The organism is Streptomyces sp. NPDC088354 (assembly GCF_044753585.1).
Classification (GTDB): Bacteria; Actinomycetota; Actinomycetes; order Streptomycetales; family Streptomycetaceae; genus Actinacidiphila.
In genome coordinates, this window is sequence record NZ_JBIVNJ010000029.1 from 38888 (window position 1) to 62836 (window position 23949).

23 protein-coding genes are annotated in these 23949 nt (G+C 71.6%); 1 reads left to right on the forward strand and 22 read right to left on the reverse strand.

The features are described 5' to 3' along the window. Positions 1 to 91: 91 nt before the first annotated feature. The 13 genes from metK to pyrR form a co-directional block, all read right to left on the reverse strand. A complete protein-coding gene (metK, locus tag ACIP98_RS30940) occupies positions 92 to 1300 on the reverse strand; it encodes a methionine adenosyltransferase (RefSeq protein ID WP_319664311.1) in 1209 nt (402 codons plus the stop codon). A gap of 223 nt (positions 1301 to 1523) precedes the next feature. Continuing rightward, positions 1524 to 2732: a bifunctional phosphopantothenoylcysteine decarboxylase/phosphopantothenate--cysteine ligase CoaBC gene (gene coaBC, locus ACIP98_RS30945; RefSeq protein WP_401979051.1), complete on the reverse strand. Its 1209-nt coding sequence runs from the start codon at positions 2730 to 2732 to the stop codon at positions 1524 to 1526. A 101-nt stretch (positions 2733 to 2833) separates the two neighbouring features. Further along, positions 2834 to 3106, reverse strand: coding sequence for a DNA-directed RNA polymerase subunit omega (gene rpoZ, locus ACIP98_RS30950; protein WP_005319902.1), 273 nt, complete (start codon positions 3104 to 3106; stop codon positions 2834 to 2836). Positions 3107 to 3232: 126 nt separating this feature from the next. Continuing rightward, complete coding sequence (gmk, locus tag ACIP98_RS30955; RefSeq protein WP_319664324.1) at positions 3233 to 3790, reverse strand: guanylate kinase; 558 nt, start codon at positions 3788 to 3790, stop codon at positions 3233 to 3235. Between the two features lie 38 nt (positions 3791 to 3828). Then, positions 3829 to 4152, reverse strand: coding sequence for an integration host factor (locus ACIP98_RS30960; protein WP_018564176.1), 324 nt, complete (start codon positions 4150 to 4152; stop codon positions 3829 to 3831). Between the two features lie 224 nt (positions 4153 to 4376). Continuing rightward, positions 4377 to 5213 carry an orotidine-5'-phosphate decarboxylase gene (gene pyrF, locus ACIP98_RS30965; protein WP_319664325.1) on the reverse strand — a complete coding sequence of 279 codons (837 nt, stop codon included), beginning with the start codon at positions 5211 to 5213 and terminating at the stop codon, positions 4377 to 4379. After that, complete coding sequence (locus ACIP98_RS30970) at positions 5210 to 6322, reverse strand: quinone-dependent dihydroorotate dehydrogenase (protein WP_319664327.1); 1113 nt, start codon at positions 6320 to 6322, stop codon at positions 5210 to 5212. The genes pyrF and ACIP98_RS30970 overlap by 4 nt, the downstream gene beginning before the upstream one ends. Positions 6323 to 6399: 77 nt before the next feature. Further along, complete coding sequence (gene carB / locus ACIP98_RS30975) at positions 6400 to 9711, reverse strand: carbamoyl-phosphate synthase large subunit (RefSeq protein WP_401979052.1); 3312 nt, start codon at positions 9709 to 9711, stop codon at positions 6400 to 6402. Beyond that, positions 9704 to 10843, reverse strand: a complete 1140-nt coding sequence (carA, locus tag ACIP98_RS30980) for a glutamine-hydrolyzing carbamoyl-phosphate synthase small subunit (protein WP_401979054.1) — start codon at positions 10841 to 10843, stop codon at positions 9704 to 9706. Before carA ends, carB begins: the two co-directional genes overlap by 8 nt. Then, entirely contained in the window at positions 10840 to 11412 is a 573-nt protein-coding gene (locus tag ACIP98_RS30985; protein ID WP_319664332.1) for a hypothetical protein, read from the reverse strand. Before ACIP98_RS30985 ends, carA begins: the two co-directional genes overlap by 4 nt. Then, the gene (locus ACIP98_RS30990; RefSeq protein ID WP_319664334.1) at positions 11409 to 12707 is read right to left on the reverse strand and encodes a dihydroorotase; all 1299 of its coding nucleotides are present in this window, start codon (positions 12705 to 12707) and stop codon (positions 11409 to 11411) included. Before ACIP98_RS30990 ends, ACIP98_RS30985 begins: the two co-directional genes overlap by 4 nt. Before the next feature lie 2 nt (positions 12708 to 12709). Beyond that, the gene (locus tag ACIP98_RS30995; protein ID WP_319664335.1) at positions 12710 to 13690 is read right to left on the reverse strand and encodes an aspartate carbamoyltransferase catalytic subunit; all 981 of its coding nucleotides are present in this window, start codon (positions 13688 to 13690) and stop codon (positions 12710 to 12712) included. 121 nt (positions 13691 to 13811) lie between these two features. Next, complete coding sequence (gene pyrR, locus ACIP98_RS31000) at positions 13812 to 14393, reverse strand: bifunctional pyr operon transcriptional regulator/uracil phosphoribosyltransferase PyrR (protein ID WP_319664336.1); 582 nt, start codon at positions 14391 to 14393, stop codon at positions 13812 to 13814. Positions 14394 to 14610: 217 nt separating this feature from the next. Between pyrR and ACIP98_RS31005 the strand changes: the two genes are divergently transcribed. After that, entirely contained in the window at positions 14611 to 15111 is a 501-nt protein-coding gene (locus ACIP98_RS31005) for a transcriptional regulator (protein ID WP_319134973.1), read from the forward strand. A 153-nt stretch (positions 15112 to 15264) separates the two neighbouring features. On the opposite strand, the gene nusB is transcribed toward ACIP98_RS31005, so the two are convergent. The 9 genes from nusB to mltG all read right to left on the reverse strand — a co-directional run bounded on the left by nusB (position 15265) and on the right by mltG (position 23919). Next, a complete protein-coding gene (gene nusB / locus ACIP98_RS31010; RefSeq protein ID WP_319664337.1) occupies positions 15265 to 15711 on the reverse strand; it encodes a transcription antitermination factor NusB in 447 nt (148 codons plus the stop codon). 2 nt (positions 15712 to 15713) lie between these two features. Further along, the gene (efp, locus tag ACIP98_RS31015) at positions 15714 to 16280 is read right to left on the reverse strand and encodes an elongation factor P (RefSeq protein WP_319664338.1); all 567 of its coding nucleotides are present in this window, start codon (positions 16278 to 16280) and stop codon (positions 15714 to 15716) included. Between the two features lie 53 nt (positions 16281 to 16333). Then, a complete protein-coding gene (locus ACIP98_RS31020) occupies positions 16334 to 17443 on the reverse strand; it encodes an aminopeptidase P family protein (RefSeq protein ID WP_319664339.1) in 1110 nt (369 codons plus the stop codon). Between the two features lie 59 nt (positions 17444 to 17502). Next, positions 17503 to 18285, reverse strand: a complete 783-nt coding sequence (locus tag ACIP98_RS31025; RefSeq protein WP_401979056.1) for an AAA family ATPase — start codon at positions 18283 to 18285, stop codon at positions 17503 to 17505. 127 nt (positions 18286 to 18412) lie between these two features. Then, entirely contained in the window at positions 18413 to 19516 is a 1104-nt protein-coding gene (gene aroB / locus ACIP98_RS31030; RefSeq protein WP_319664342.1) for a 3-dehydroquinate synthase, read from the reverse strand. Next, complete coding sequence (locus ACIP98_RS31035) at positions 19513 to 20028, reverse strand: shikimate kinase (protein ID WP_401979058.1); 516 nt, start codon at positions 20026 to 20028, stop codon at positions 19513 to 19515. The genes aroB and ACIP98_RS31035 overlap by 4 nt, the downstream gene beginning before the upstream one ends. Further along, the gene (aroC, locus tag ACIP98_RS31040; protein ID WP_401979059.1) at positions 20025 to 21209 is read right to left on the reverse strand and encodes a chorismate synthase; all 1185 of its coding nucleotides are present in this window, start codon (positions 21207 to 21209) and stop codon (positions 20025 to 20027) included. The genes ACIP98_RS31035 and aroC overlap by 4 nt, the downstream gene beginning before the upstream one ends. Before the next feature lie 140 nt (positions 21210 to 21349). Continuing rightward, positions 21350 to 22186 (reverse strand): shikimate dehydrogenase, encoded by an 837-nt coding sequence (locus ACIP98_RS31045; protein ID WP_401979060.1) that lies wholly within the window; start codon positions 22184 to 22186, stop codon positions 21350 to 21352. Continuing rightward, positions 22186 to 23919, reverse strand: coding sequence for an endolytic transglycosylase MltG (gene mltG, locus ACIP98_RS31050; RefSeq protein WP_401979061.1), 1734 nt, complete (start codon positions 23917 to 23919; stop codon positions 22186 to 22188). The genes ACIP98_RS31045 and mltG overlap by 1 nt, the downstream gene beginning before the upstream one ends. Positions 23920 to 23949 lie beyond the last annotated feature (30 nt).

A 23949-nucleotide genomic window follows, 5' to 3' on the forward strand; every position in this document is an offset into this window, starting at 1 on the left:
GCAGCGACGGGGACGAGAAACGGGGACGAGAAGGGGACGGCTCCGGACCGTGCGGTCCGGGGCCGTCCCCGATGCCCTGTGCGACGCGGTGCTACAGACCGACCGTCTCGCGCAGCGCCTCGACGCGGTCGGTGCGCTCCCAGGTGAAGTCGGGGAGGGCGCGGCCGAAGTGCCCGTACGCCGCGGTCTGGGCGTAGATCGGGCGGAGCAGGTCGAGGTCGCGGATGATCGCGGCCGGGCGCAGGTCGAAGACCTGGCTGATGGCCTGCTCGATCCGCTCGGGCTCCACGGTGTGGGTGCCGAAGGTCTCGACGAAGAGGCCGACCGGCTCGGCCTTGCCGATCGCGTACGCGACCTGGACCTCGCAGCGCGCTGCAAGGCCGGCGGCGACGACGTTCTTGGCGACCCAGCGCATCGCGTAGGCGGCGCTGCGGTCGACCTTGGACGGGTCCTTGCCGGAGAAGGCGCCGCCGCCGTGGCGGGCCATGCCGCCGTAGGTGTCGATGATGATCTTGCGACCGGTGAGGCCGGCGTCGCCCATCGGGCCGCCGATCTCGAAGCGTCCGGTCGGGTTGACCAGCAGGCGGTAGCCCTCGGTGTCGATCTTGATGCCGTCGTCCAGGAGCGCCCTGAGCTCCGGCTCCACGACGAACTCGCGGATGTCGGGCGCGAGCAGCGAGTCCAGGTCGATGTCGCTGGCGTGCTGCGAGGAGACGACGACGGTGTCCAGGCGCACGGCCTTGTCGCCGTTGTACTCGATGGTGACCTGCGTCTTGCCGTCGGGACGCAGGTACGGGATGGTCCCGTTCTTGCGGACCTCGGTCAGCCGCCGGGAGAGCCGGTGCGCCAGCGTGATCGGGAGCGGCATCAGCTCGGGGGTCTCGTCGCACGCGTAACCGAACATCAGGCCCTGGTCGCCGGCGCCCTGCTTGTCCAGCTCGTCCTCATCGCCCTCGACCCGGTTCTCGTACGCCGTGTCGACGCCCTGCGCGATGTCCGGGGACTGCGCGCCGATGGACACCGAGACGCCGCAGGAGGCGCCGTCGAAGCCCTTCTTCGAGGAGTCGTAGCCGATGTCGAGGATCTTGTTGCGCACCAGGGTCGCGATGTCGGCGTAACCCTTGGTGGTGACCTCTCCGGCGACGTGCACCAGGCCGGTGGTGATCAACGTCTCGACGGCGACGCGGGAGGTGGGGTCCTCCTTGAGCAGTGCGTCGAGGATCGTGTCGCTGATCTGGTCAGCGATCTTGTCGGGGTGACCCTCGGTCACGGACTCCGAAGTGAACAGGCGGCGGGACACATCGCTCCCTGGGGTTGCAGCGGCTGCTGGCTGATCATTGGTGGCTCGCGCGGGGCTGCGCCCGGCAGGCCAGGGGTCAGTTTATCGTTGGTGACGCGAAGATGGACACGGCATCTCGAACGTTGGGAACGCCGTGACCTGCAACACTGTCCATCACCCCGGGCGCGAACGCCAGTAGCGCGCTCGCGCGACACGCGGTGTCGTGCCCCGACCGGGGCACCGGTCAGGCAAGACGCCGGACGACCAGGTCCCAGACCTGCTCGGCAAGAGCCTCCTTGGGGCCGTGCGGCACCGGGGTCTCAGTGCCGTCGGCGCCGATGATCACGGCCTCGTTCTCCTCGGTCCCGAACGCCTTGTGGTCGCCGACCTCGTTGACGACCAGCAGGTCGCACCCCTTGCGGGCGAGCTTGGCGCGGCCGTTGGCCAGCACGTCGTCGGTCTCGGCGGCGAAGCCCACGACGACCTGTGCGGCGCTGGGCCGTTCGGCGGAGAGCTCGGCGAGGATGTCGGGGTTGCGCACCAGTTCGACAGGCGCGGGGTCCTCGCCGTCCTTCTTCTTGATCTTGCCCTCGGCGTAGTGGGCCGGGCGGAAGTCGGCGACGGCTGCGGCCATCACCACCGCGTCGGCGTCGGCGGCGGCCTTCAGAACCGCCTCGCGCAGCTGCACGGCGGTGCCCACCCGGACCACGTCAACGCCGGCCGGGTCGGCGAGCGCGGTGTTCGCGGCGATCAGGGTGACCCGGGCCCCCCGTGCGACGGCCGTGCGGGCCAGGGCGTAGCCCTGCTTGCCCGAGGAACGGTTGCCCAGGTAGCGGACGGGGTCCAGCGGCTCACGGGTGCCACCGGCGCTGACCACGACGTGGCGTCCTGCCAGGTCGGCCTCCGCGGCACGGGGGCCGCGCAGCAGCACCCGGCGGCACGCCTCGAAGATCTCGGCCGGGTCGGGGAACCGGCCCTTGCCGGTGTCGACGCCGGTGAGCCGGCCGACCGCGGGCTCGATCACGATCGCGCCGCGGCGGCGGAGCGTGGCCACGTTCTCCTGGGTGGCCGCGTGCTCCCACATCTCGGTGTGCATGGCGGGCACGAACACCACCGGGCAGCGCGCGGTCAGCAGTGTGTTCGTCAGCAGGTCGTCGGCCAGCCCGTGGGCCGCCTTGGCCAGCACGTCGGCGGTGGCGGGGGCGACCACGACCAGGTCGGCGCCCTGCCCGATGCGCACGTGCGGCACCTCGTGGACGGACTCCCAGACCTCCGTCGAGACGGGGTTGCCGGACAGCGCGGACCAGGTGGCCTCGCCGACGAAGTGCAGCGCCGAGGCGGTGGGCACGACCCGTACCTCGTGGCCGGACTCGGTGAACCGGCGCAGCAGCTCGCACGCCTTGTAGGCGGCGATCCCGCCGCTCACACCCAGGACGACCTGTGGCTTGCCCATCGTCTCTCCCGCGCTGTGTGGACCGTGTGCGTACCTGCCCATGACACACCACGGGCCCGGCGGCTCGGCCGCCGGGCCCCCTGATGCGTGCCTGGGTCGTGCTACTGAGCCGGGCCCTCGATGGCCTCGGAGGTCAGCAGACCCGCGTTGATCTCGCGCAGCGCGATCGAGAGCGGCTTCTCGTGCACGTGGGTGTCCACGAGGGGGCCGACGTACTCGAGCAGGCCTTCGCCCAGCTGCGAGTAGTACGCGTTGATCTGACGGGCGCGCTTGGCCGCGTAGATCACGAGGCTGTACTTCGAGTCAGTGGCCTCGAGCAGCTCGTCGATCGGCGGGTTGATGATGCCCTCGGGCGCGGTGATGGAAGAGGACACGCTCTACCTTCCGATGGGATGGACTGGATGAACCTGGATCAACGTCGACGACCTGCTGTGCTCCGGGCCGGTCCGCGAGCCGCGTTGCTCGGCTCCCGGGTCGCATCCGGAAAAGACCACAAAAGATCAGTCCACGGTCATCAAGGCTAGCAGCTCGCGCGCCACGTCCTCGACGGACGTGTTGACCAGGGTGATGTCGAACTCCGTCTCGGCCGCCAGCTCGACCCGGGCGGCCTCGAGACGGCGCTCGATGACCTCCGGCGGTTCGGTGCCGCGACCGGTGAGCCGGCGGACCAGCTCGTCCCAGCTCGGCGGTGCGAGGAAGATCAGCTGGGCGTCGGGCATCGACTCCCGGACCTGGCGCGCGCCCTGCAGGTCGATCTCCAGCAGGACCGGCTCGCCGGCGTCCAGCCGCTCCAGGACGGCCTGGCGCGGGGTGCCGTACCGGTTGCCGGCGAATTCGGCCCACTCCAGCAGTTCGCCGTTGGCGACGAGCTTGTCGAACTCGTCACTGTCGACGAAGAAGTAGTGCACCCCGTGCTCCTCCCCGGGCCGCGGCCTGCGGGTGGTGGCCGAGACCGAGAGCCAGACCTCGGGGTGGACTGTGCGCATATGAGCGACGACCGTGCTCTTGCCGACCCCCGAGGGGCCGGAGAGCACGGTCAGCCGCGGACGTTCACTCATGGAGCGATTATCCCGGTTCCCGGAGGGTGCTGGGAACGTCAGGCAGCGGGACTGCCGAACTCGCGCTCCAGGGAGGCGATCTGGTTGGAGCCGAGCCCACGGACCCGGCGGCTCTCGGAGATGCCGAGCCGCTCCATGATCTGCTTGGCGCGGACCTTGCCCACGCCGGGCAGGGACTCCAGGAGGGCGGAGACCTTCATCTTGCCGATGACGTCGTTCTCCTGGCCCTGCTTGATGACCTCGTGCAGCGAGGCGCCGGAGTGCTTGAGCCGATTCTTGACCTCGGCGCGCTCCCGGCGAGCCGCGGCGGCCTTCTCGAGCGCGGCAGCGCGCTGTTCAGGGGTAAGGGGCGGAAGAGCCACGCCTACGTCACCTCGGAAGTAGAACTGTCGGATACGGATCGGTGTGGAACCTAGCTGCCCCCCACCTGCAGGGGCAACGTGAAACGCGCACCTTGCGCGCTCTCGTCGGAGACTAGCGGCCCGAACGCTCACAGTCAGCGCAAACAAGAAGAAAAGTCCTGGTCAGCGTCAATCGACCAGGACTTTCCGGACAAATCTGAGCAGGTTTCCGGACGTCTTGACTCCTACTTGACGGCTTCGGCGAGCTGAACGGCCTCCTGCCGGGCCGCTTCACGCAGCGCGGAGACCGACGGGCCGTGCCGCAGAACACCCCGGCTCACGCTGGGTACGACGTTGCGCACCGCGTCCCCGAACACCCTCGGGAGGTCCTTGGCCGTGGCCCCCTGGGCCCCGATTCCGGGGGCGAGGAGGGGGCCGTTCACGGCCAATTCCACGCCGGCCCGGTCCAGGGTGGCGCCGACGACCGCGCCGACCGAGCCGAGGGGCGTGGCGCCCGCGTTCTCGGCGGCGATGTGGTCCAGCATCACCTGTGCGAGCGACCTGCCGTCCGGCGCGGTTGACCGCTGCACCTCCGCGCCCTCCGGATTGGAGGTCAGCGCCAGCACGAAGACGCCGCTGCCGCTCGCGCGCGCCGCGTCCAGGGCCGGGCGCAGGGAGCCGAAGCCCAGGTAGGGGCTGACGGTGACGGCGTCGGAGAAGAGCGGGGACGCCGGGTCGAGGTAGGTCGCGGCGTACGCGTCCATGGTGGAGCCGATGTCGCCGCGCTTGGCGTCCATCACCACCAGGGCGCCCGCGGCGCGGGCGTCGGCGACCGCCCGCTCCAGGACGGCGATGCCGCGTGAGCCGAAGCGCTCGAAGAAGGCGCTCTGCGGCTTCAGCACGGCCACGCGGTCGGCGAGGGCCTCCACGACGGTGCGGGTGAAGCGTTCCAGGCCCGCGATGTCGTCGCCCAGGCCCCAGGCGGTGAGCAGGGAGGAGTGCGGGTCGATCCCGACGCACAGCGGGCCGCGGGTGTCCATGGCGCGGCGCAGGCGTGCGCCGAAGGGCTCGGGGCTGGTCACGGGGTGGCTGCCTTCCGGGTGTCGGCGCCGACGGCGTCGGCGAGGGTGGCGTACGGGCTGTTCTTCAGGCGGCTCGCGAGGCCGCGGTGGACCGTGCGGCACCAGAAGGGGCCCTGGTAGATGAAGGCGCTGTAGCCCTGGACCAGGGTCGCCCCGGCGAGGATGCGCTGCCACACGTCGTCGGCGGTCTCGACGCCGCCGACCCCCACCAGCGTGATCCGGTCGCCGACCCTGGCGTACAGGCGGCGCAGCACCTCCAGGGAGCGTTCCTTCAGAGGGGCGCCGGACAGGCCGCCCGTCTCCTTGACCAGGCCGGGGTCCGAGCGCAGGCCGAGGCCGTCGCGGGCGATGGTGGTGTTGGTGGCGATGATGCCGTCCAGGCCGAGTTCGAGGGCGAGGTCGGCGACGGCGTCCACGTCCTCGTCGGCGAGATCGGGCGCGATCTTGACGAGCAGCGGGACCCGGCGGCCGGGCACCGTGCGGTCGGCGGCCTCCCGCACGGCGGTGAGCAGCGGCCGCAGGTGGTCGACGGCCTGAAGGTTCCGCAGTCCGGGGGTGTTGGGCGACGAGACGTTGACGACGAGGTAGTCGGCGTGCCGGGCCAGCCGCTCGGTGGACGTCACGTAGTCCGCGACCGCCTCACCCTCGGGGACGACCTTGGTCTTGCCGATGTTGACGCCGACGGTCGTCGGGAAGACCGCCGTGCGGGCGGCCAGGCGCTCGGCCACCGCGGCGGATCCCTCGTTGTTGAAGCCCATGCGGTTGATCAGCGCCCGGTCCTCGATCAGGCGGAACAACCGCTGCCGGGGGTTGCCGGGCTGCGGCTGGGCGGTGACGGTGCCGATCTCGACGTGGTCGAAGCCGAGCATGGTCAGTCCGTCGATGCCGACGGCGTTCTTGTCGAAGCCGGCGGCGAGCCCGAAGGGGCCGTGCATCCGGCGGCCGAGGGCCTCGGTGCGCAGTTCCCGGTACCGGGGCGCGAGGAGCGCGGCGACGAAGGTGCGCAGCACGGGGACGCGGGCGGCGCGGCGGATCCAGCCGAAGGCGAGATGGTGGGCCTGCTCAGGATCCAGGCGTTTGAAGATCAGGCGGAACAGGAGCGCGTACATGGTGCCTCCACGGCGGACGAAGGGCGGGCGGCTCGCCACGAGGGGGGACACCGCGTCGGTGTCCCCCCTCGTGGCCCCTACGCCTCGCGGGCGGCGGTGAGGCGTTCCGCGTGCTCCTGCAGGGAACGGACCCCGACGTCGCCCCGGGCCAGGGCGTCCAGCCCCTGCACCGCGGCGGCGAGCGCCTGCACGGTGGTCAGGCACGGCACGCCGCGGGACACGGCGGCGGTGCGGATGTCGTATCCGTCGAGGCGGCCGCCGGTGCCGAACGGGGTGTTGACGATGAGGTCGATCGCACCGTCGTGGATGAGGTCCACCACGGTCGGCTCGCCGTTCGGGCCGGTGCCCTCGCTCTTCTTGCGCACGACGGTGGCCTCGATGCCGTTGCGCTTGAGCACCTCGGCGGTGCCGGAGGTGGCCAGCAACTCGAAGCCGTGCTCCACCAGGGCCCGGGCCGGGAAGATCAGCGCGCGCTTGTCGCGGTTGGCCACCGAGACGAAGGCGCGGCCCTTGGTCGGCAGCGCGCCGTAGGCACCGGCCTGCGACTTGGCGTACGCCGTGCCGAAGACCGAGTCGATGCCCATGACCTCGCCGGTGGAGCGCATCTCCGGGCCGAGGACGGTGTCCACGCCGCGGCCGTGCACGTCACGGAAGCGGCTCCACGGCAGTACGGCCTCCTTGACGGAGATCGGCGCGTCGAGCGGCAGGGTGCCGCCGTCGCCGTGGGCCGGCAGCAGGCCCTCCGCGCGCAGTTCGGCGACGGTGGCGCCGAGCGAGATGCGGGCGGCGGCCTTGGCCAGCGGCACCGCGGTCGCCTTGGAGGTGAACGGCACGGTGCGGGAGGCGCGCGGGTTGGCCTCCAGCACGTACAGGATGTCCCCGGCCAGGGCGAACTGGATGTTGATCAGGCCCTGGACGCCGACGCCCTTGGCGATGGCCTCGGTGGAGGCGCGCAGCCGCTTGATGTCGTGGCCGCCCAGCGTGATCGGGGGCAGCGCGCAGGCGGAGTCGCCGGAGTGGATACCGGCCTCCTCGATGTGCTCCATGACGCCGCCGAGGTAGAGCTCGTGGCCGTCGTAGAGGGCGTCGACGTCGATCTCGATGGCGTCGTCGAGGAAGCGGTCGACCAGGACGGGGCGGTCGGGGCCGATCTCGGTGGACTCCGCGATGTAGGAGGCGAGGCGGGTCTCGTCGTAGACGATCTCCATGCCGCGGCCGCCGAGCACGTACGAGGGGCGCACCAGGACCGGGTAGCCGATCTCGTCGGCGATGGCCTTGGCCTCCTCGAAGGTGGTCGCCGTGCCGTGCTTGGGGGCGGGCAGGCCGGCCTTCGCCAGGACCCGGCCGAAGGCGCCGCGGTCCTCGGCGAGGTGGATGGCCTCGGGCGAGGTGCCGACGACGGGCACGCCGTTGTCCTTCAGTGCCTGCGCGAGGCCCAGCGGGGTCTGGCCGCCGAGCTGGACGACGACGCCCGCGACCGGGCCCGCCTGCTGCTCGGCGTGGACGATCTCCAGGACGTCCTCCAGGGTGAGCGGCTCGAAGTAGAGCCGGTCGGAGGTGTCGTAGTCGGTGGAGACGGTCTCCGGGTTGCAGTTGACCATGACGGTCTCGTAGCCCGCGTCGTGCAGCGCGAAGGAGGCGTGCACACAGGAGTAGTCGAACTCGATGCCCTGGCCGATGCGGTTCGGGCCGGAGCCGAGGATGATCACGGCGGGCCTCTCGCGCGGCGCGACCTCGGTCTCCTCGTCGTAGGACGAGTAGAAGTACGGGGTGCGGGCGGCGAACTCGGCGGCGCATGTGTCGACCGTCTTGTAGACCGGGCGGACGCCGAGCGCGTGCCGGACCTCGCGGACGACGTCCTCGCGCAGCCCGCGGACGGCGGCGATCTGGGCGTCGGAGAAGCCGTAGCGCTTGGCCTCGGCCAGCAGCTCGGGGTCGAGCTTGCCGGCGGCGGCCAGTTCGTCGGCGATCTCCTTGATCAGGAAGAGCTGGTCGACGAACCAGGGGTCGATCCTCGTCGCGTCGAAGACCTCCTCCGGCGTGGCTCCGGCCCGGATCGCCTGCATGACGGTGTTGATCCGGCCGTCGGTGGGGCGCCCGGCGGCGAGCAGCAGCTCGCCCTTGTCGCCCGGTTCGCCGGCGAAGGCGAACTGGCTGCCCGCCTTCTCCAGCGAGCGCAGCGCCTTCTGCAGCGCCTCGGGGAAGTTGCGGCCGATCGCCATGGCCTCGCCGACCGACTTCATGGTGGTGGTGAGGGTGGAGTCGGCGGCCGGGAACTTCTCGAAGGCGAAGCGCGGCACCTTGACGACGACGTAGTCGAGCGTCGGCTCGAAGGACGCCGGCGTCTGCTCGGTGATGTCGTTGGGGATCTCGTCGAGGGTGTAGCCGACGGCCAGCTTGGCGGCGATCTTGGCGATCGGGAAGCCGGTCGCCTTCGAGGCGAGCGCGGAGGAGCGGGAGACCCGGGGGTTCATCTCGATGACGATGACCCGGCCGTCCTCGGGGTCGACCGCGAACTGGATGTTGCAGCCGCCGGTGTCCACGCCGACCTCGCGGATCACGGCGATGCCGATGTCGCGCAGGGTCTGGTACTCGCGGTCGGTCAGCGTCATCGCGGGCGCCACCGTGATGGAGTCGCCGGTGTGCACGCCCATGGGGTCGAAGTTCTCGATGGAGCAGACGACCACGACGTTGTCGTTCTTGTCGCGCATGAGCTCCAGCTCGTACTCCTTCCAGCCGAGGATGGACTCCTCCAGGAGCACCTCGGTGGTCGGGGAGAGCGTGAGTCCCTGGCCGGCGATGCGGCGCAGCTCCTCCTCGTCGTGGGCGAAGCCGGAGCCGGCGCCGCCCATGGTGAAGGAGGGGCGGACGACGACCGGGTAGCCGCCGAGGGTGTCGACGCCGGCGATCACCTCGTCCATGGTGTGGCAGATGACCGAGCGGGCGGACTCGCCGTGGCCGATCTTGGCGTTGACGGCCCGGACGACGTCCTTGAACAGGTCGCGGTCCTCGCCCTTGTTGATGGCCTCGACATTGGCGCCGATCAGCTCGACGCCGTACTTGTCGAGGACTCCCGCCGTGTGCAGCGAGATCGCGGTGTTGAGCGCGGTCTGGCCACCCAGGGTGGGCAGCAGCGCGTCCGGGCGCTCCTTGGCGATGATCTTCTCGACGAACTCCGGGGTGATCGGCTCCACATAGGTGGCGTCGGCGATCTCCGGGTCGGTCATGATCGTGGCCGGGTTGGAGTTGACCAGGATCACCCGCAGGCCCTCGGCGCGCAGGACGCGGCACGCCTGGGTGCCGGAGTAGTCGAACTCCGCTGCCTGGCCGATGACGATCGGGCCGGAGCCGATGACCAGGACGGACTGGATATCGGTGCGCTTAGGCACGCTGGCCCTCCATGAGCTTCACGAAGCGGTCGAACAGGTATGCGGCGTCGTGCGGACCCGCTGCGGCCTCGGGGTGGTACTGGACGCTGAAGGCGGGGGTGTCGAGCAACCGCAGGCCCTCGACCACGTTGTCGTTGAGGCAGACGTGGGAGACCTCCACCCGCCCGTACGGGGTGTCGGTGACCTGGTCGAGCGGCGCGTCCACGGCGAATCCGTGGTTGTGGGCGGTCACCTCGACCTTGCCGGTGGAACGGTCCTGCACCGGCTGGTTGATGCCGCGGTGGCCGTACTTGAGCTTGTACGTGCCGAAACCGACCGCCCGGCCGAGGAGTTGGTTGCCGAAGCAGATGCCGAACAGCGGGGTCTTCCGCTCCAGGACGCCCCGGATGACGGTCAGGTCGGCGGTGGCCGGGTCACCGGGGCCGTTGGAGAGGAAGACGCCGTCGGGGCCGGCCGCGTAGACCTCCTCCAGGGAGGCGCCCGCGGGCAGGACGTGCACCTCGATGCCGCGCTCGGCCATGCGCTGCGGCGTCATGCCCTTGATGCCGAGGTCCAGGGCGACGACGGTGAACTTCTTCTCGCCGATGGCCGGGACGACGTACGGCTCCTTGGTGGCGACCTCCGCGGACAGGTCGGCACCCGCCATCTGCGGGGCGGCCTGCACCTCGGCCAGGAGCGCGGCCTCGTCGGTGTGCGCCTTGTTGCCGGAGAAGATACCGACGCGCATGGCGCCGCGCTCGCGCAGGTGGCGGGTGAGGGCGCGGGTGTCGATGCCGCTGATGCCGACGACCCCCTGCCGGGTCAGTTCCTCGTCCAGGGTGCGCCGCGCGCGCCAGTTGGAGGACACCCGGGCGGGGTCGCGGACGACGTAGCCGGCCACCCAGATGCGGGAGGACTCCGGGTCCTCGTCGTTGACCCCGGTGTTGCCCACGTGCGGGGCGGTCATCACGACGACCTGGCGGTGGTACGAAGGGTCGGTCAGCGTTTCCTGGTAGCCGGTCATGCCGGTGGAGAAGACGGCCTCGCCGAAGGTCTCCCCCACGGCCCCGTAGGCGCGGCCGCGGAAGGTGCGGCCGTCCTCCAGGACGAGTACGGCAGGGACCCTGGCGGGCCGCTGGGTGGAGGTCGTCATCGTGCGCCTTCCTGCTCGTGCGTAAGGGTGTTCAGGGCCTCGACCCACGCGATGTGCTCGGCGGAGCGGTCGGAGCGGAAGCCGGAGTCGATCTCCCGGTCGCCGTGCGCCCAGGTGATCACCAGCAGGCCGCCCTCGGTGAGGACCTTGCCCGCGATGCCCTTGTCGAGGCGGGCGCCGCGCAGGGCACCGGCCGGGATGAAGAAGTCCGGCGCGCCTGTGCGGACGACGTCGACGCCCCGGTCGGTCAGGGTGAGCTCGGCGCGGCTGCGCACGCCCAGCCCCTGGGCGACGATGCGGTCCAGCCACTGCCCCGCGGTGGTGCTGCCGTGGTAGCGGCCGTCCATGGTCAGCAGGACCGGTCGCGGCTCGCCCTGCTCGTCGGGGGCCGTGGGGAGGGTCGGCACGTCGCCCTGGAGGGTGCCGCGCCACTTCCAGCCCTGCCGCATCAGCCAGTAGACGAGGACGATGAACAGCAGCAGGCCGACGACCCAGCCGATGCGGGAGGACCAGTCGGTGACCTGGGCGGAGTGCTTTCCCTCCGCCGCGATGAGTACCAGAGGTGTCACGAGAGCTTCCCGTCCATGACCGTCGCCTTGCCCCGCAGGAACGTGGCGAACACCTGGCCCGGCAGCTCCAGACCCTCGTAGGGGGTGTTGCGGCTGCGGGAGGCGAAGCCCGCGGGACTCACCACACCACGGTATGCCGGATCCACGAGCGTCAGGTTGGCGGGCTCGCCGGCCGAGACGGGACGCCCGTGGCCGGACAGCCGCCCGATGGCGGCCGGGCGGAAGGACATGCGGTCGGCGACTCCGGCCCAGTCGAGCAGCCCGGTGTCGACCATGGCGTGCTGGACGACCGACAGCGCGGTCTCCAGGCCGATCATGCCCATGGCCGCGGCGCCCCACTCGCAGTCCTTGTCCTCGTGCGGGTGGGGGGCGTGGTCGGTGGCCACGCAGTCGATGGTGCCGTCGGCCAGCGCCTCGCGCAGGGCCATGACGTCGGCCTCGGTGCGCAGCGGCGGGTTGACCTTGTAGACGGGGTTGTAGGTGCGCACCAGCTCGTCGGTGAGCAGCAGGTGGTGCGGGGTGACCTCGGCGGTCACGTCCCAGCCCTTGGACTTGGCCCAGCGGACGATCTCCACCGAGCCGGCCGTGGACAGGTGGCAGATGTGCACACGCGAGCCGACGTGGGCGGCGAGCAGCACGTCGCGGGCGATGATCGACTCCTCGGCGACGGCCGGCCAGCCGGTCAGCCCCAGCTCGCCGGAGACGACGCCCTCGTTCATCTGGGCGCCCTCGGTCAGCCGCGGCTCCTGGGCGTGCTGGGCGACGACGCCGTCAAAGGCCTTCACGTACTCCAGGGCGCGGCGCATGATGACCGCGTCGTCCACGCACTTGCCGTCGTCGGAGAAGACCCGCACCCCGGCCGCGGAGTCGGCCATCGCGCCGAGCTCGGCGAGCTTCTTGCCCTCCAGGCCCACGGTGACGGCGCCGACCGGCTGGACGTCGCAGTAGCCGTGCTCGCGGCCGAGCCGCCAGACCTGCTCGACGACGCCGGCGGTGTCGGCCACCGGGAAGGTGTTGGCCATCGCGTGCACGGCGGTGTAGCCGCCGACGGCCGCCGCCTTGGTGCCGGTGAGGACGGTCTCGGAGTCCTCGCGGCCGGGCTCGCGCAGATGGGTGTGGAGGTCGACCAGCCCCGGCAGCAGGACCATGTTCCCGGCCTCGACGACGGCGGCACCCTCGGGGGCGGTCAGCCCCACGCCGATTCCGGCGATCGTCTCGCCCTCGATCAGGACGTCCTGCGGGTCTCCGCCCAGGATCCTCGCGCCGCGGATCAGCGTCCTCGGGGTCGCGCTCATGTTCACTTGTTCTCCTCAGCGGTGCGGGCGGGGGCGGGGCCGGAGACGGCGGGCTCGGCGCCGCCGAGCAGCAGGTACAGGACGGCCATGCGGATGCTCACGCCGTTCCTGACCTGCTCGACGGCGGTGCAGCGCGGCGAGTCCGCGACGTCGGCGGTGATCTCCATGCCGCGGTTCATCGGTCCGGGGTGCATGACGACGGCGTGCTCCGGCAGGGCGGCCATCCGGAGGCCGTCGAGGCCGTAGCGGCGGGAGTACTCGCGCTCGGTCGGGAAGAAGGCGGCGTTCATGCGCTCGCGCTGGACGCGCAGCATCATGACCGCGTCGGTCTTGGCGAGCACCGCGTCCAGGTCGTACGAGACCTCGCAGGGCCAGTTCTCGACGCCGATCGGCAGCAGGGTGGGCGGCGCCACCAGGGTGACCTCGGCGCCGAGGGTGTTCAGCAGCAGCACATTGGAGCGCGCCACACGGCTGTGCAGCACGTCGCCCACCACGGTGACGCGCCGGCCCGCCAGGTCGCGGCCGGGGCCCGACAGGTGGCGGCGCATGGTGAAGGCGTCCAGCAGTGCCTGGGTGGGGTGCTCGTGGGTGCCGTCGCCCGCGTTGACCACGCTGCCGCCGATCCAGTCGGAGTACGCGAGGCGGTGCGGGGCGCCGGACATGTGGTGCCGGATGACGACGGCGTCGGCGCCCATCGCCTCCAGGGTGAGGGCGGTGTCCTTCAGCGACTCGCCCTTGGAGACCGAGGACCCCTTGGCCGAGAAGTTGATCACGTCGGCCGACAGTCGCTTGGCGGCGGCCTCGAAGGAGATGCGGGTGCGGGTCGAGTCCTCGAAGAAGAGGTTGACGACCGTGCGGCCGCGCAGGGTGGGGAGCTTCTTGATGGGGCGGTCGGCGACGCGGGCCATCTCCTCGGCGGTGTCGAGCACGAGGAGGGCGTCGTCGCGGGTGAGGTCGGCCGCCGAGATCAGGTGGCGCTTCATCGGTCACTCCGGAGGATGCGTGCGGGGGCGGGCAGAGGGGCGGCACGCGGCGTCTCCCGGACGGCTCGTGCCGGGGGACGGGCGGGCATGGCTGTGCCCCGGGAGACGGGGCGGAGCCGCGCTACTCGTCCGCCGGGGAGCCGTCGCGTACGCCGAGCAGGACGCAGTCGCGCCCGTCCTCCTCGGTCAGGTGGACCTTGACGGTCTCGCGCAGCGAGGTGGGGATGTTCTTGCCGACGTAGTCGGCACGGATGGGCAGCTCGCGGTGGCCGCGGTCGACCAGGACGGCCAGCTGCACCGCGCGCGGGCGGCCGATGTCGTTCAGCGCGTCGAGGGCGGCCCGGATCGTGCGGCCGGAGAAGAGCACGTCGTCCACGAGGACGACCAGGCGGCGGTCCACGCCGTCGGCAGGGATCTCTGTGCGGGCGAGCGCGCGGGCCGGGCCGAGCCGCAGGTCGTCGCGGTACATGGTGATGTCGAGCGAGCCGACCGGGACCTTGGCCCCGGTGATGCCGTCGAGCTTGTCGGCGAGTCTGCGGGCCAGGTGGACGCCGCGGGTCGGAATGCCGAGGAGCACCACGTCGTCGGCGCCCTTGGCGCGTTCGACGATCTCGTGGGCGATGCGGGTCAGCACCCGCTCGATGTCCTGCGCCTCCAGCACGGGCCGGGACGGCACCGTTGAGGCCTCGCTGTGTGCGGCCATGGAAAAGGGACCCCCTTCCCCGCCTCACAGGACGGGTCTTAAAGGACGCCAAAACGTACAGGAACACCGTACCAGCCCCGCTGACCTGCCCGGTCGCGGGTGACGCGCCGATGACCTCGCTCGTCCGGGGGACCGGTGTGGACCATTCGGCTTGACGGATTCCAATTACGCTGCGTAACCTCACAGTGAGTTACTGAGTTTCCGTCCGGGGAGCGTTATGTCCAGCGATTACGCCAAACAGCTCGGAGCGAAGCTCCGTGCCATCCGCACACAGCAGGGACTCTCCCTCCACGGCGTCGAGGAGAAGTCCCAGGGGCGCTGGAAGGCCGTCGTGGTCGGCTCGTACGAGCGTGGGGACCGCGCGGTCACGGTGCAGCGGCTCGCCGAGCTCGCCGACTTCTACGGCGTGCCGGTCCAGGAGCTGCTGCCCGGTTCCGCGCCCGGTGGTGCTGCCGAGCCGCCGCCGAAGCTCGTCCTCGATCTCGAGCGCCTGAGCCAGGTGCCGTCCGACAAGGCCGGCCCGCTGCAGAGGTACGCCGCGACGATCCAGAGCCAGCGCGGTGACTACAACGGCAAGGTGCTGTCGATCCGCCAGGACGACCTGCGCACCCTCGCCGTCATCTACGACCAGTCCCCCTCGGTCCTGACCGAGCAGCTCATCGGCTGGGGCGTCCTCGACGCGGACGCACGGCGCGCGGTGCAGCACGAGGAGGGCTGACACCCTCGGGAAGCAGAAACGTTCACGCCCCTGTGCGGTGGCCTTTCGGACACCGCACGGGGGCGCTTGTGTTCCGGGCCGGAAGACCCCGGACGGCGGCACGCAGCGGGCCCGGAACGCGATGGCGTTCCGGGCCCGCGGGCTCTGGGAGGCTCAGTCCTCGTCCGTGCGCGGAACCTCGCGCAGGCTCGGCTTGAGCTCCTTCAGGCGCGCCAGCAGGCCGTTCACGAACGACGGCGAGTCGTCCGTGGAGAACTCCTTGGCCAGCTGCACGGCCTCGTCCAGGGCGACGGCGTCGGGGACGTCGTCCTCCCAGATCAGCTCGTAGGCACCGAGCCGCAGGATGTTGCGGTCGACGACCGGCATCCGGTCGAGGGACCAGCCCACGGCGTGCTTCGAGAGCAGTTCGTCGATCCGCTTCGCCCGTTCGGCGTAACCCTCGACGAGTTTCATGGTGTATTCGCTGACCGGCGGCTGCCGGTCGTCGGTGCGGGCGAGCCTGATCCAGTCCGCCATGGCGGTCTTGGGGTCGACGCCCCGCTGCTCCGCCTCGAAGAGGATCTGGAAGGCGCGCTTGCGGGCCTTGTTGCGGGCGGCCACGGTTAGCTGGTCACCCGGCCGAGGTAGTCACCCGTGCGGGTGTCGACCTTGATCTTCTCACCGGTGGTGATGAAGAGCGGGACGCCGATCTCGTAACCGGTCTCCAGCTTGGCCGGCTTGGTGCCACCGGTGGAGCGGTCGCCCTGGACGCCCGGCTCGGTGTACTCGATGACCAGCTCGACCGCGGCCGGGAGCTCGATGTAGAGGGGCGCGCCCTCGTACATGGCGACGACGGCCTCGAAGCCCTCCAGGAGGAAGTGGGCGGCGTCGCCGACGACCTCGGGGGTGATGTAGATCTGGTCGTACGTGTCCATGTCCATGAACACGAAGCTCTCGCCGTCCTTGTAGGAGAACTGCATCCCGCGCTTGTCGACGTTGGCCGTCTCGACCTTCACGCCGGCGTTGAAGGTCTTGTCGACGACCTTGCCGGAGAGCACGTTCTTGAGCTTCGTACGGACGAAGGCGGGGCCCTTGCCGGGCTTGACGTGCTGGAACTCGACTACGGACCAGAGCTGGCCGCCGTCGAGCTTGAGCACGAGGCCGTTCTTGAGGTCGTTCGTGGTGGCCACGGTTGCGGAATCTCCTGCACTGCTGCTTCGGGGACCAAACAGGTGCCCGCCCGCTACAGGGCGAGCAGCTCCTTGGTCGTGATGGTGAGTAGCTCGGGCCCGCCGTCCGTCGGGGGACGCACGACGAGTGTGTCGTCGATCCGGACACCGCCGCGGCCCGGGAGGTGGACCCCCGGTTCGACGGTGACCGGCACGCAAGCGTCCAGTTTACCCATGGCGGCAGGCGACAACCGAGGGTCCTCGCCGATCTCCAGGCCGACCCCGTGTCCCGTGCTCTCCCCCAGGGCGTCGCCGTACCCGCCCGCCTCCAGGACGTGCCGGGCGGCATGGTCCACGTCGCGGCACGCGGCCCCCGGCAGCAGTGCCTCCCGGCCGGCCCGCTGGGCGGCGAAGACGAGGTCGTACAGCTCGATCTGCCAGTCGGCGGGGGACGTGCCGATGACGAAGGTACGGCCGACCTCGCAGCGGTAGCCGCGGTAGCAGGCGCCCAGCCGCACGGTCAGGAAGTCGCCCTCCTCGACCCGCCGGTCGGTGGGCAGATGGCGCGAGGCGCCCGAGTGCGGCCCGGTGCCGACGCAGGTGGGGAAGGCGGGACCGTCGGCGCCGTGGTCGATGAGGCGCCGTTCCAGCTCCAGTGCGAGATGGCGCTCGGTGCGCCCGACCAGGATGGACTCCAGGAGCTCGCTGAGGGCCTGGTCGGCGATCTCGGCGGCGATGCGCAGGGCGGAGATCTCCTGCTCGTCCTTGACCAGCCGGAGCTGCTCCACGGCCGTCCCGAGGTCGGTGAGGCGGACACCGGGTGCGGCCGCGCCCATCGCGCGGTGCCGGGCCACGGTGAGGTGGTGCTCCTCCACGGCCACGGCCTCGGCCTTGCGCTCGGCGGCCAGGCCCGCGGCGGCGACGGCGGGGTCGGCGTCGGGGGACGGCAGTACGACCGCGCGCACGTCGTCGGGGAGACGGCCCTCGGCGAGGTCGCCGGAGGGGTGGCGCCCGTGCACCAGGACGTCCTCGGGGCCCGGGGTGAGCAGCAGCACCGTGCCGGGCGGGGCGCAACCGGTCAGGTAGCGGACGTTCGCGGGGCGGGAGACCAGCGCCGCCGCCGCTCCGGACGCCGCGCATCGGTCCCGCAACCGTTCCCTGCGGGCAGCGTGCACCTCGGACATGTGGTGAGCGTACGTCGGGTCCCGCCGCTCGGCCTGTCGAGCCGGGCCGAGCGGACGGGCTACCAGGCGGGCGGGCCCTGCACGCTGCGGGTGACCACGCTGTCGAGGGCGGCGGCCGCCGAGGGCACGTCCAGGTGCGAGTTGTCGATGATCGGCAGCCCGGAACCGTACCAGCCGGCCATCCGGCCGTGGATGCGGGCGACCTCCTCGTCGGTCAGCCGCCGGTTGCCGGTGCGCTGGGCGTTGCGGGCGAGCACGACATCGAGGCCGGGGAGCAGCACGACGGGCAGCAGGCCTGGGCCGACGTGGCGCTTCCAGCCGCCGAGGCCGACCACGGGCCGGTCGGGGAAGACCGCGTCGTCGATGATGCAGGAGATGCCGTTCGCCAGGAAGTTGCGGGCGGCGAAGCCGCAGGTACGGCGGGCGAGACGGTACTGCGCCTCGGAGTGGTCGTTCCAGCCCGACTGGGGGTCGGCGAAGCCGGAGCGGACCCATTCGCGCACGTCGTCCAGGCTGATGTGGGCGGTGGGGACACCGCGGTGGTCGGCCCAGTGGCGGGCGATGGTGGTCTTCCCGGCCCCCGCGGCGCCGATCAGCAGGACGGCGACGGGGCCGTGGCCGGGACGCGGACGCGGGCCGCCGGGGCTCGTACCGGGGTCGGCTCCGGGCTGGTGCACCTGCTCGGGCGGCTGTCCCGGGTGCTGGACCGGGGCTCCGGCCGCCATCGGGAAGTGGCCGGTCGGGCCGGTCGCCGCCGGGGGCTGCGGCGGCGGCCCCGGCCGGCCGGCCGCCGGCTGTCCGCCGTGCGGCGGTGGCAGAGGCGCGCCCACGCCATGCTGCATCGCGGCCACTCCGTCCCGTACAAGTGCTTTCAGGTTCGACCGAACGGTACCGTCAACGGCCCTAGTTGTGTGAACGGCCGGGTCACCCGCGGGGTGCCCGGCCGTTCGGCGACAGTGGTGCCGGTGGCTACTTGGAGATCTCCGCGTAGGCGGCGAGGAGTACCGCCGGGTCGGGTGCCTCCAGCACGGCGGGCTTGGCGAGGGCGTCCAGGACGATGAAGCGGAGCCGGTCGCCGCGGGACTTCTTGTCGACCCTCATGGTCTCCAGCAAACGCGGCCACTGGTCGCCGCGGTACGTCAGCGGCAGTCCCACCGACTCCAGCACCGTGCGGTGGCGGTCCGCGGTGGCGTCGTCCAGCCGCCCGGCGAGACGGCCGAGTTCGGCGGCGAAGACCATGCCGATGGAGACGGCCGCGCCGTGCCGCCAGTCGTACCGCTCGTTCTTCTCGATGGCGTGGCCGAGGGTGTGGCCGTAGTTGAGGATCTCCCGCAGACCCGACTCCTTGAGGTCCGCGGAGACCACCTCGGCCTTGACCCGGATGGCCCGCTCGATCAGCTCGGCGGTGTGGGCGCCCTCGGGGGTGCGCGCGGCGGCCGGGTCGCCCTCGATCAGGTCGAGGATGACCGGGTCGGCGATGAAGCCCGCCTTGATGATCTCCGCGAGGCCGCTGACGTAGTCGTTGACCGCGAGGGACTCCAGGGCGGCGAGATCGCACAGCACGCCGGCGGGCGGGTGGAAGGCGCCGACGAGGTTCTTGCCCTCGGCGGTGTTGATGCCGGTCTTGCCGCCGACGGCGGCGTCCACCATGCCCAGCACCGTGGTCGGGACCGCGATCCAGCGGACACCGCGCAGCCAGGTGGCGGCGACGAAGCCGGCCAGGTCGGTGGTGGCGCCGCCGCCGACGCCGACGACCACGTCCGTGCGGGTGAACCCTGACTGGCCGAGCGCCCGCCAGCAGTACGCGGCGACCTCGGCCGTCTTGGCCTCCTCCGCGTTCGGCACCTGGATGGCGACGGCCTCGTAGCCCTGCTCGGCCAGGTCGTCCCGGAGCGCCTCGCCGGTGGCGGAGAGCGCCTCGGGGTGGATGACGGCGACCCGCGCCGCCTTGTCACCGATCAGGCCGGGCAGCTCCCCGAGCAGTTGCCGGCCGACCAGGACCTCGTAGGGCTCGGTGCCCGCGCTGCCCCCGACCGGGATGCGAACGGTGGCGTGGGCGGCGTGCTCGGTCATGCGGTCTTCAGCTCCAGTGCGTCCAGGACGGCGTCGGCGACGTCCTCGGGGGTACGGTCCTGCGTGCTCACCACGGCGCGGGCGACCTCGGTGTAGAGCGGGCGCCGGGCGTCCATCAGCTCCCGCCACTGCCGCCGCGGGTTGACGGCGAGCAGCGGCCGGGCGGCGTCGAGGCCCACGCGCTTGACGGCCTCGGCGACGTCCATGTCGAGGAAGACCACGGGCAGGCCCGCGAGCAGCCCCCGCGTGTCCTGACGGAGGATCGCGCCGCCGCCCAGTGCGAGCACACCGGGGTGCTCGGCCAGCGCGGCCCGCACCGCCCGGGCCTCCAGGGCCCGGAAGTGCTCCTCGCCGTCCTCCACGAAGATGTCGGAGATCGGGCGGCCCTCGGCCTCGACGATGTCCGCGTCGGTGTCGCGGCAGGTCACACCGAGGCGTTCGGCCAGCAGTTCGCCCACGGTGGTCTTGCCGACGCCCATCGGCCCGACCAGGACGACGACCGGCGCGCTCACCGGATCGCCAGGTGGTCGAGGTAGCCGCGCACATTGCGGCGGGTCTCGGTGACGCTGTCGCCGCCGAACTTCTCGGCGACCGCGTCGGCCAGCACCAGGGCGACCATCGCCTCGGCCACGATGCCCGCGGCCGGGACGGCGCAGACGTCGGAACGCTGGTGGTGGGCCTGGGTCGCCTCGCCGGTGGCCACGTCCACGGTGGCCAGGGCGCGCGGAACGGTGGCGATGGGCTTCATCGCGGCGCGCACGCGGAGCAGTTCACCGGTGGACAGGCCGCCCTCGGTGCCGCCGGAGCGGCCGGAGGAGCGGCGGATGCCGTCGGCGGTGGCCAGGATCTCGTCGTGCGCCTTGGAGCCGGGGACGCGCGCGAGCTCGAAGCCGTCGCCGACCTCGACGCCCTTGATGGCCTGGATGCCCATGAGGGCCGCGGCCAGGCGCGCGTCCAGACGGCGGTCCCAGTGGACGTGGCTGCCGAGGCCGACCGGCACGCCGTACGCCAGCACCTCGACGACGCCGCCGAGGGTGTCGCCGTCCTTGTGGGCCTGGTCGATCTCCGCGATCATCCGCTTGCTCGCGTCGGAGTCGAGGCAGCGCACGGGGTCGGCGTCGAGCTTCTCGACGTCGGCCGGAGTGGGCAGGACGCCGTACGGAGCCTTGACCGAGGCGAGTTCCACCACATGGGAGACGATCTCGATGCCGGCCGTCTCCTTGAGGTAGGAGCGGGCCACGGCGCCCAGCGCGACGCGGGCGGCGGTCTCACGGGCGGAGGCGCGCTCCAGGATCGGCCGGGCCTCGTCGAAGCCGTACTTCTGCATGCCGGCGAGGTCGGCGTGACCGGGTCGCGGGCGGGTCAGCGGGGCGTTGCGGGCGAGTCCGGCGAGGATCTCGGGCTCGACCGGGTCGGCCGACATGACCTGCTCCCACTTGGGCCACTCGGTGTTCCCGACCATGATCGCGACCGGCGAGCCCATGGTCAGCCCGTGGCGGACACCGCCGAGGAAGGTGACCTGGTCCTGCTCGAACTTCATGCGGGCACCGCGGCCATAGCCCAGCCGGCGCCGCGCGAGGTGGTCCGCCACCATAGCGGTGGTGATCGGCACACCGGAGGGCAGTCCCTCCAGCGTCGCGACGAGTGCGGGGCCGTGCGACTCCCCCGCGGTCAGCCAACGCAACGTGCTCAACGGTGCTCGCTCCTTCTCCATGGGCCGGCCCGCGGCCAGGCGGGCCGGACCGGCCGTGCGTACTCCGATCCTTTCACGTTCGTGCGCGAGGGCCGAGCACGGTCCGCCGAGCGGACACCGGGCGTCGCCGGTGCGGAGTGTCAGGAGCGGTGCAGCGCCGCCTCGCCCGCGGCGCGCATCGCCGCCAGGGGGGCGGGCCGGCGGCCGGTCATCAGCTCCACCTGGAGCACCGCCTGGTGCACGAGCAGGTCGAGCCCGCCGACCAGCGCTCCCCCGCGGGCGGACCACGCGGCGGCCAGTGCCGTCGGCCAGGGGTCGTACAGCACGTCGAACAGCGTGCCCGGGGCCCGCGGCACCGCCGCGGCGAGCGCGTCCGTGGCGCCGGCCGGGGTCGTGGCGACCACCAAAGGCGCGTCGAAGGCGCGGTGCGCGTCCTGCCATGCCGCCGTACGCACGGGCACGCCCAGCCGCTCGCCCCAGTGCCGCATCTCGGCCGCGCGGGCCGTGCTGCGCACATAGGCGGTGACCTCGCCGTCGCAGATCTGCGCCAGCGCGGCCAGGGCGGAGGACGCGGTCGCGCCGGCTCCCAGGACCGCGGCCGCCGCCACCCGCTCGACGCCGCGCTCGCGCAGGGCCGCCACCATGCCAGGGATGTCGGTGTTGTCACCCGTGCGGCGGCCGTCCTCGGCGAACACCACGGTGTTGACGGCCTCCACCGACGCCGCAGTGTCGGTGATCCCGTCGAGCAACGGGATCACCGCGCGTTTCAGCGGCATCGTCAGCGACAGCCCGGCCCAGCGCCCGCCGCCCTGCCCCAGTTCCGTCAGGAATCCGGGCAGGGCCTGCTCGCCGACGTCGAACCGGTCGTACGTCCAGTCGTCCAGGCCCAGCTCCGCGTAGGCGGCGCGGTGCAGGACGGGCGACAGGGAGTGGGCGATGGGCGAACCGAGGACCGCCGCCCGCTTGCCGTCAGCCATCAACCGCCGTGCTCCCGCTGGTACTTGTTGAAGTCCTGCACGTTCTTGTCGTGCTCGGCCTGGCTGTCGGTGAAGCGCGTGTCACCCGGCTTGACCGTCACGAAGAACAGCCAGTTGCCCTTCGTCGGATGCAGCGCCGCCTCGATCGCCTGGTGCCCGGGGTTGCCGATCGGCCCCGGCGGCAGGCCCTTGTGGTTGTACGTGTTGTACGGCGACGGGTCCTTGGTGTCGGCCGTCGACGTGTTGAGCGTGCTGCGACCCTTGGCGTAGTTGATCGTCGAGTCGAAGCCCAGCGGCATGTACTTGTCGAGGCGGTTGTAGATGACGCGCGAGACCTTGCCGAACTCGTCGTCCTCCTTCGCCTCGGCCTGCACCAGGCTGGCGATGGTGATGACCTGGTGCGGAGTCATGCCGACCTTCTTGGCCTGCGCCTGGAGGTCGTCCTTCTCGTACTCCGCGGTGGCCTGCTTGACCATCTGCTTCAGCAGGTCCTCGGGCTTCATGTCCTTGCCGATGCTGTAGCGGGACGGGAAGAGGAATCCTTCCAGCGGGTCCTTTATGTCGGATCCGTCGTCCGCCCAGGAGGGCATGCCGAGCTTGTCGGCATCGGTCGTGGCGACCTTCTTCGTGGTGCCCTCGTCCAGTCCCAGCTTGGCGTCGATGGTCGAGTAGATCTGCGCGTCCCGCAGGCCCTCGGCGATGATCAGCACGTTCTGCGACTTGGGGTCGAGCATCATCTTCACGGCGCTCGCGGCGGACATCTCCTTCTTGAGGACGTACACGCCGGCCTGGATGAGGTTGCCCTTGGGGTTCTGGCTCGAGGCGGTGGTGAACGCGTCGACGCTCTTGACCACACCGGCCTTCTTGAGGATGTTGCCGATCTCGATGCCGCTGGCACCCTGCGGGATCTCGACCTGTACCTCTCCGGTGCCCTGGCCCGCGAAGTCGGGCGCCGGGCCGAAGTGCGACTGGTAGTACGAGTAGCCGAAGTAGGTCACACCGGCCAGGCCGCCACCGAGCACCACGAGCACGACCAGGCAGGCCATGCCGCTGCGGCGCTTCTTGCCGCCGCCCTTGCCCGCCTTGCCGCCACGGCGGTCGCCGCGGCCGGAGGCCTGGTCGTCGTCGTCCTCGTCGTCGTCACCGCCGCCCGAGAAGAAGGCGTGGTCGTCGGCGGCCTCCGTCTCGTCGTCCCACTCGGGACGGGACGGTTCGGGCTGCCGGCGCTGCGGTTGCGGGCGCTGGGGCTGGGGCTGCGGGCGCTGCGGGACCTGCTGCGGGGGCGCCTGCTCGTACCCCTGCGGGGCCTGCTGCTGCTCCTGATACCGCTGGTCCGGCGGCTGCGGGGGCGGGTAGCCGTTCTGGCCGTAGTAGTCCGGCTGCTGCGGCTGGCCTCCGTAGGGGTCGCCGCCGTAACCGGCCGGGGTGCCCCAGGAGTCGTACTGCTGCTGGGCGTCGTACGGGTACTGGGGCTGCTGGCCGGTGCCGCCGTACGGGTCGTAGCCGCCCTGCTGCTGGTAGTGCGCCTGCTGGGCCTGCGGGTGCTGCTGCTGGGGCTGGGCCTGAGGCTGGGGGTACTGCTGTTGCTGCTGGGAATACTGCTGCGGGTACTGCTGCTGTTGTTGCTGCTGGGGATGCTGCTGCGGGTGCTGCTGTTGGCCCCACTGATCACCGAAGAGAGGGTCTTCGGGGTGCCATGCTTCGGAGCCTGAGCTCCGGCCATAGTCAGTCATCGATCCCCTACGGTTCGGTTCGCGAGGCGG

Coding starts and splice junctions, on each gene's coding strand:
- coaBC (WP_401979051.1), bottom strand. CDS start 2,732: ATGGGCAAGCCACAGGTCGTCCTGGGTGTGAGCGGCGGGATCGCCGCC.
- mltG (WP_401979061.1), bottom strand. CDS start 23,919: ATGACTGACTATGGCCGGAGCTCAGGCTCCGAAGCATGGCACCCCGAA.
- aroB (WP_319664342.1), bottom strand. CDS start 19,516: ATGACCGAGCACGCCGCCCACGCCACCGTTCGCATCCCGGTCGGGGGC.
- pyrR (WP_319664336.1), bottom strand. CDS start 14,393: ATGGCCGCACACAGCGAGGCCTCAACGGTGCCGTCCCGGCCCGTGCTG.
- ACIP98_RS30995 (WP_319664335.1), bottom strand. CDS start 13,690: ATGAAGCGCCACCTGATCTCGGCGGCCGACCTCACCCGCGACGACGCC.
- ACIP98_RS30970 (WP_319664327.1), bottom strand. CDS start 6,322: ATGTACGCGCTCCTGTTCCGCCTGATCTTCAAACGCCTGGATCCTGAG.
- carA (WP_401979054.1), bottom strand. CDS start 10,843: ATGACGACCTCCACCCAGCGGCCCGCCAGGGTCCCTGCCGTACTCGTC.
- ACIP98_RS31005 (WP_319134973.1), top strand. CDS start 14,611: ATGTCCAGCGATTACGCCAAACAGCTCGGAGCGAAGCTCCGTGCCATC.
- ACIP98_RS31020 (WP_319664339.1), bottom strand. CDS start 17,443: ATGTCCGAGGTGCACGCTGCCCGCAGGGAACGGTTGCGGGACCGATGC.
- ACIP98_RS30990 (WP_319664334.1), bottom strand. CDS start 12,707: ATGAGCGCGACCCCGAGGACGCTGATCCGCGGCGCGAGGATCCTGGGC.
- gmk (WP_319664324.1), bottom strand. CDS start 3,790: ATGAGTGAACGTCCGCGGCTGACCGTGCTCTCCGGCCCCTCGGGGGTC.
- ACIP98_RS31025 (WP_401979056.1), bottom strand. CDS start 18,285: ATGCAGCATGGCGTGGGCGCGCCTCTGCCACCGCCGCACGGCGGACAG.
- ACIP98_RS31045 (WP_401979060.1), bottom strand. CDS start 22,186: ATGGCTGACGGCAAGCGGGCGGCGGTCCTCGGTTCGCCCATCGCCCAC.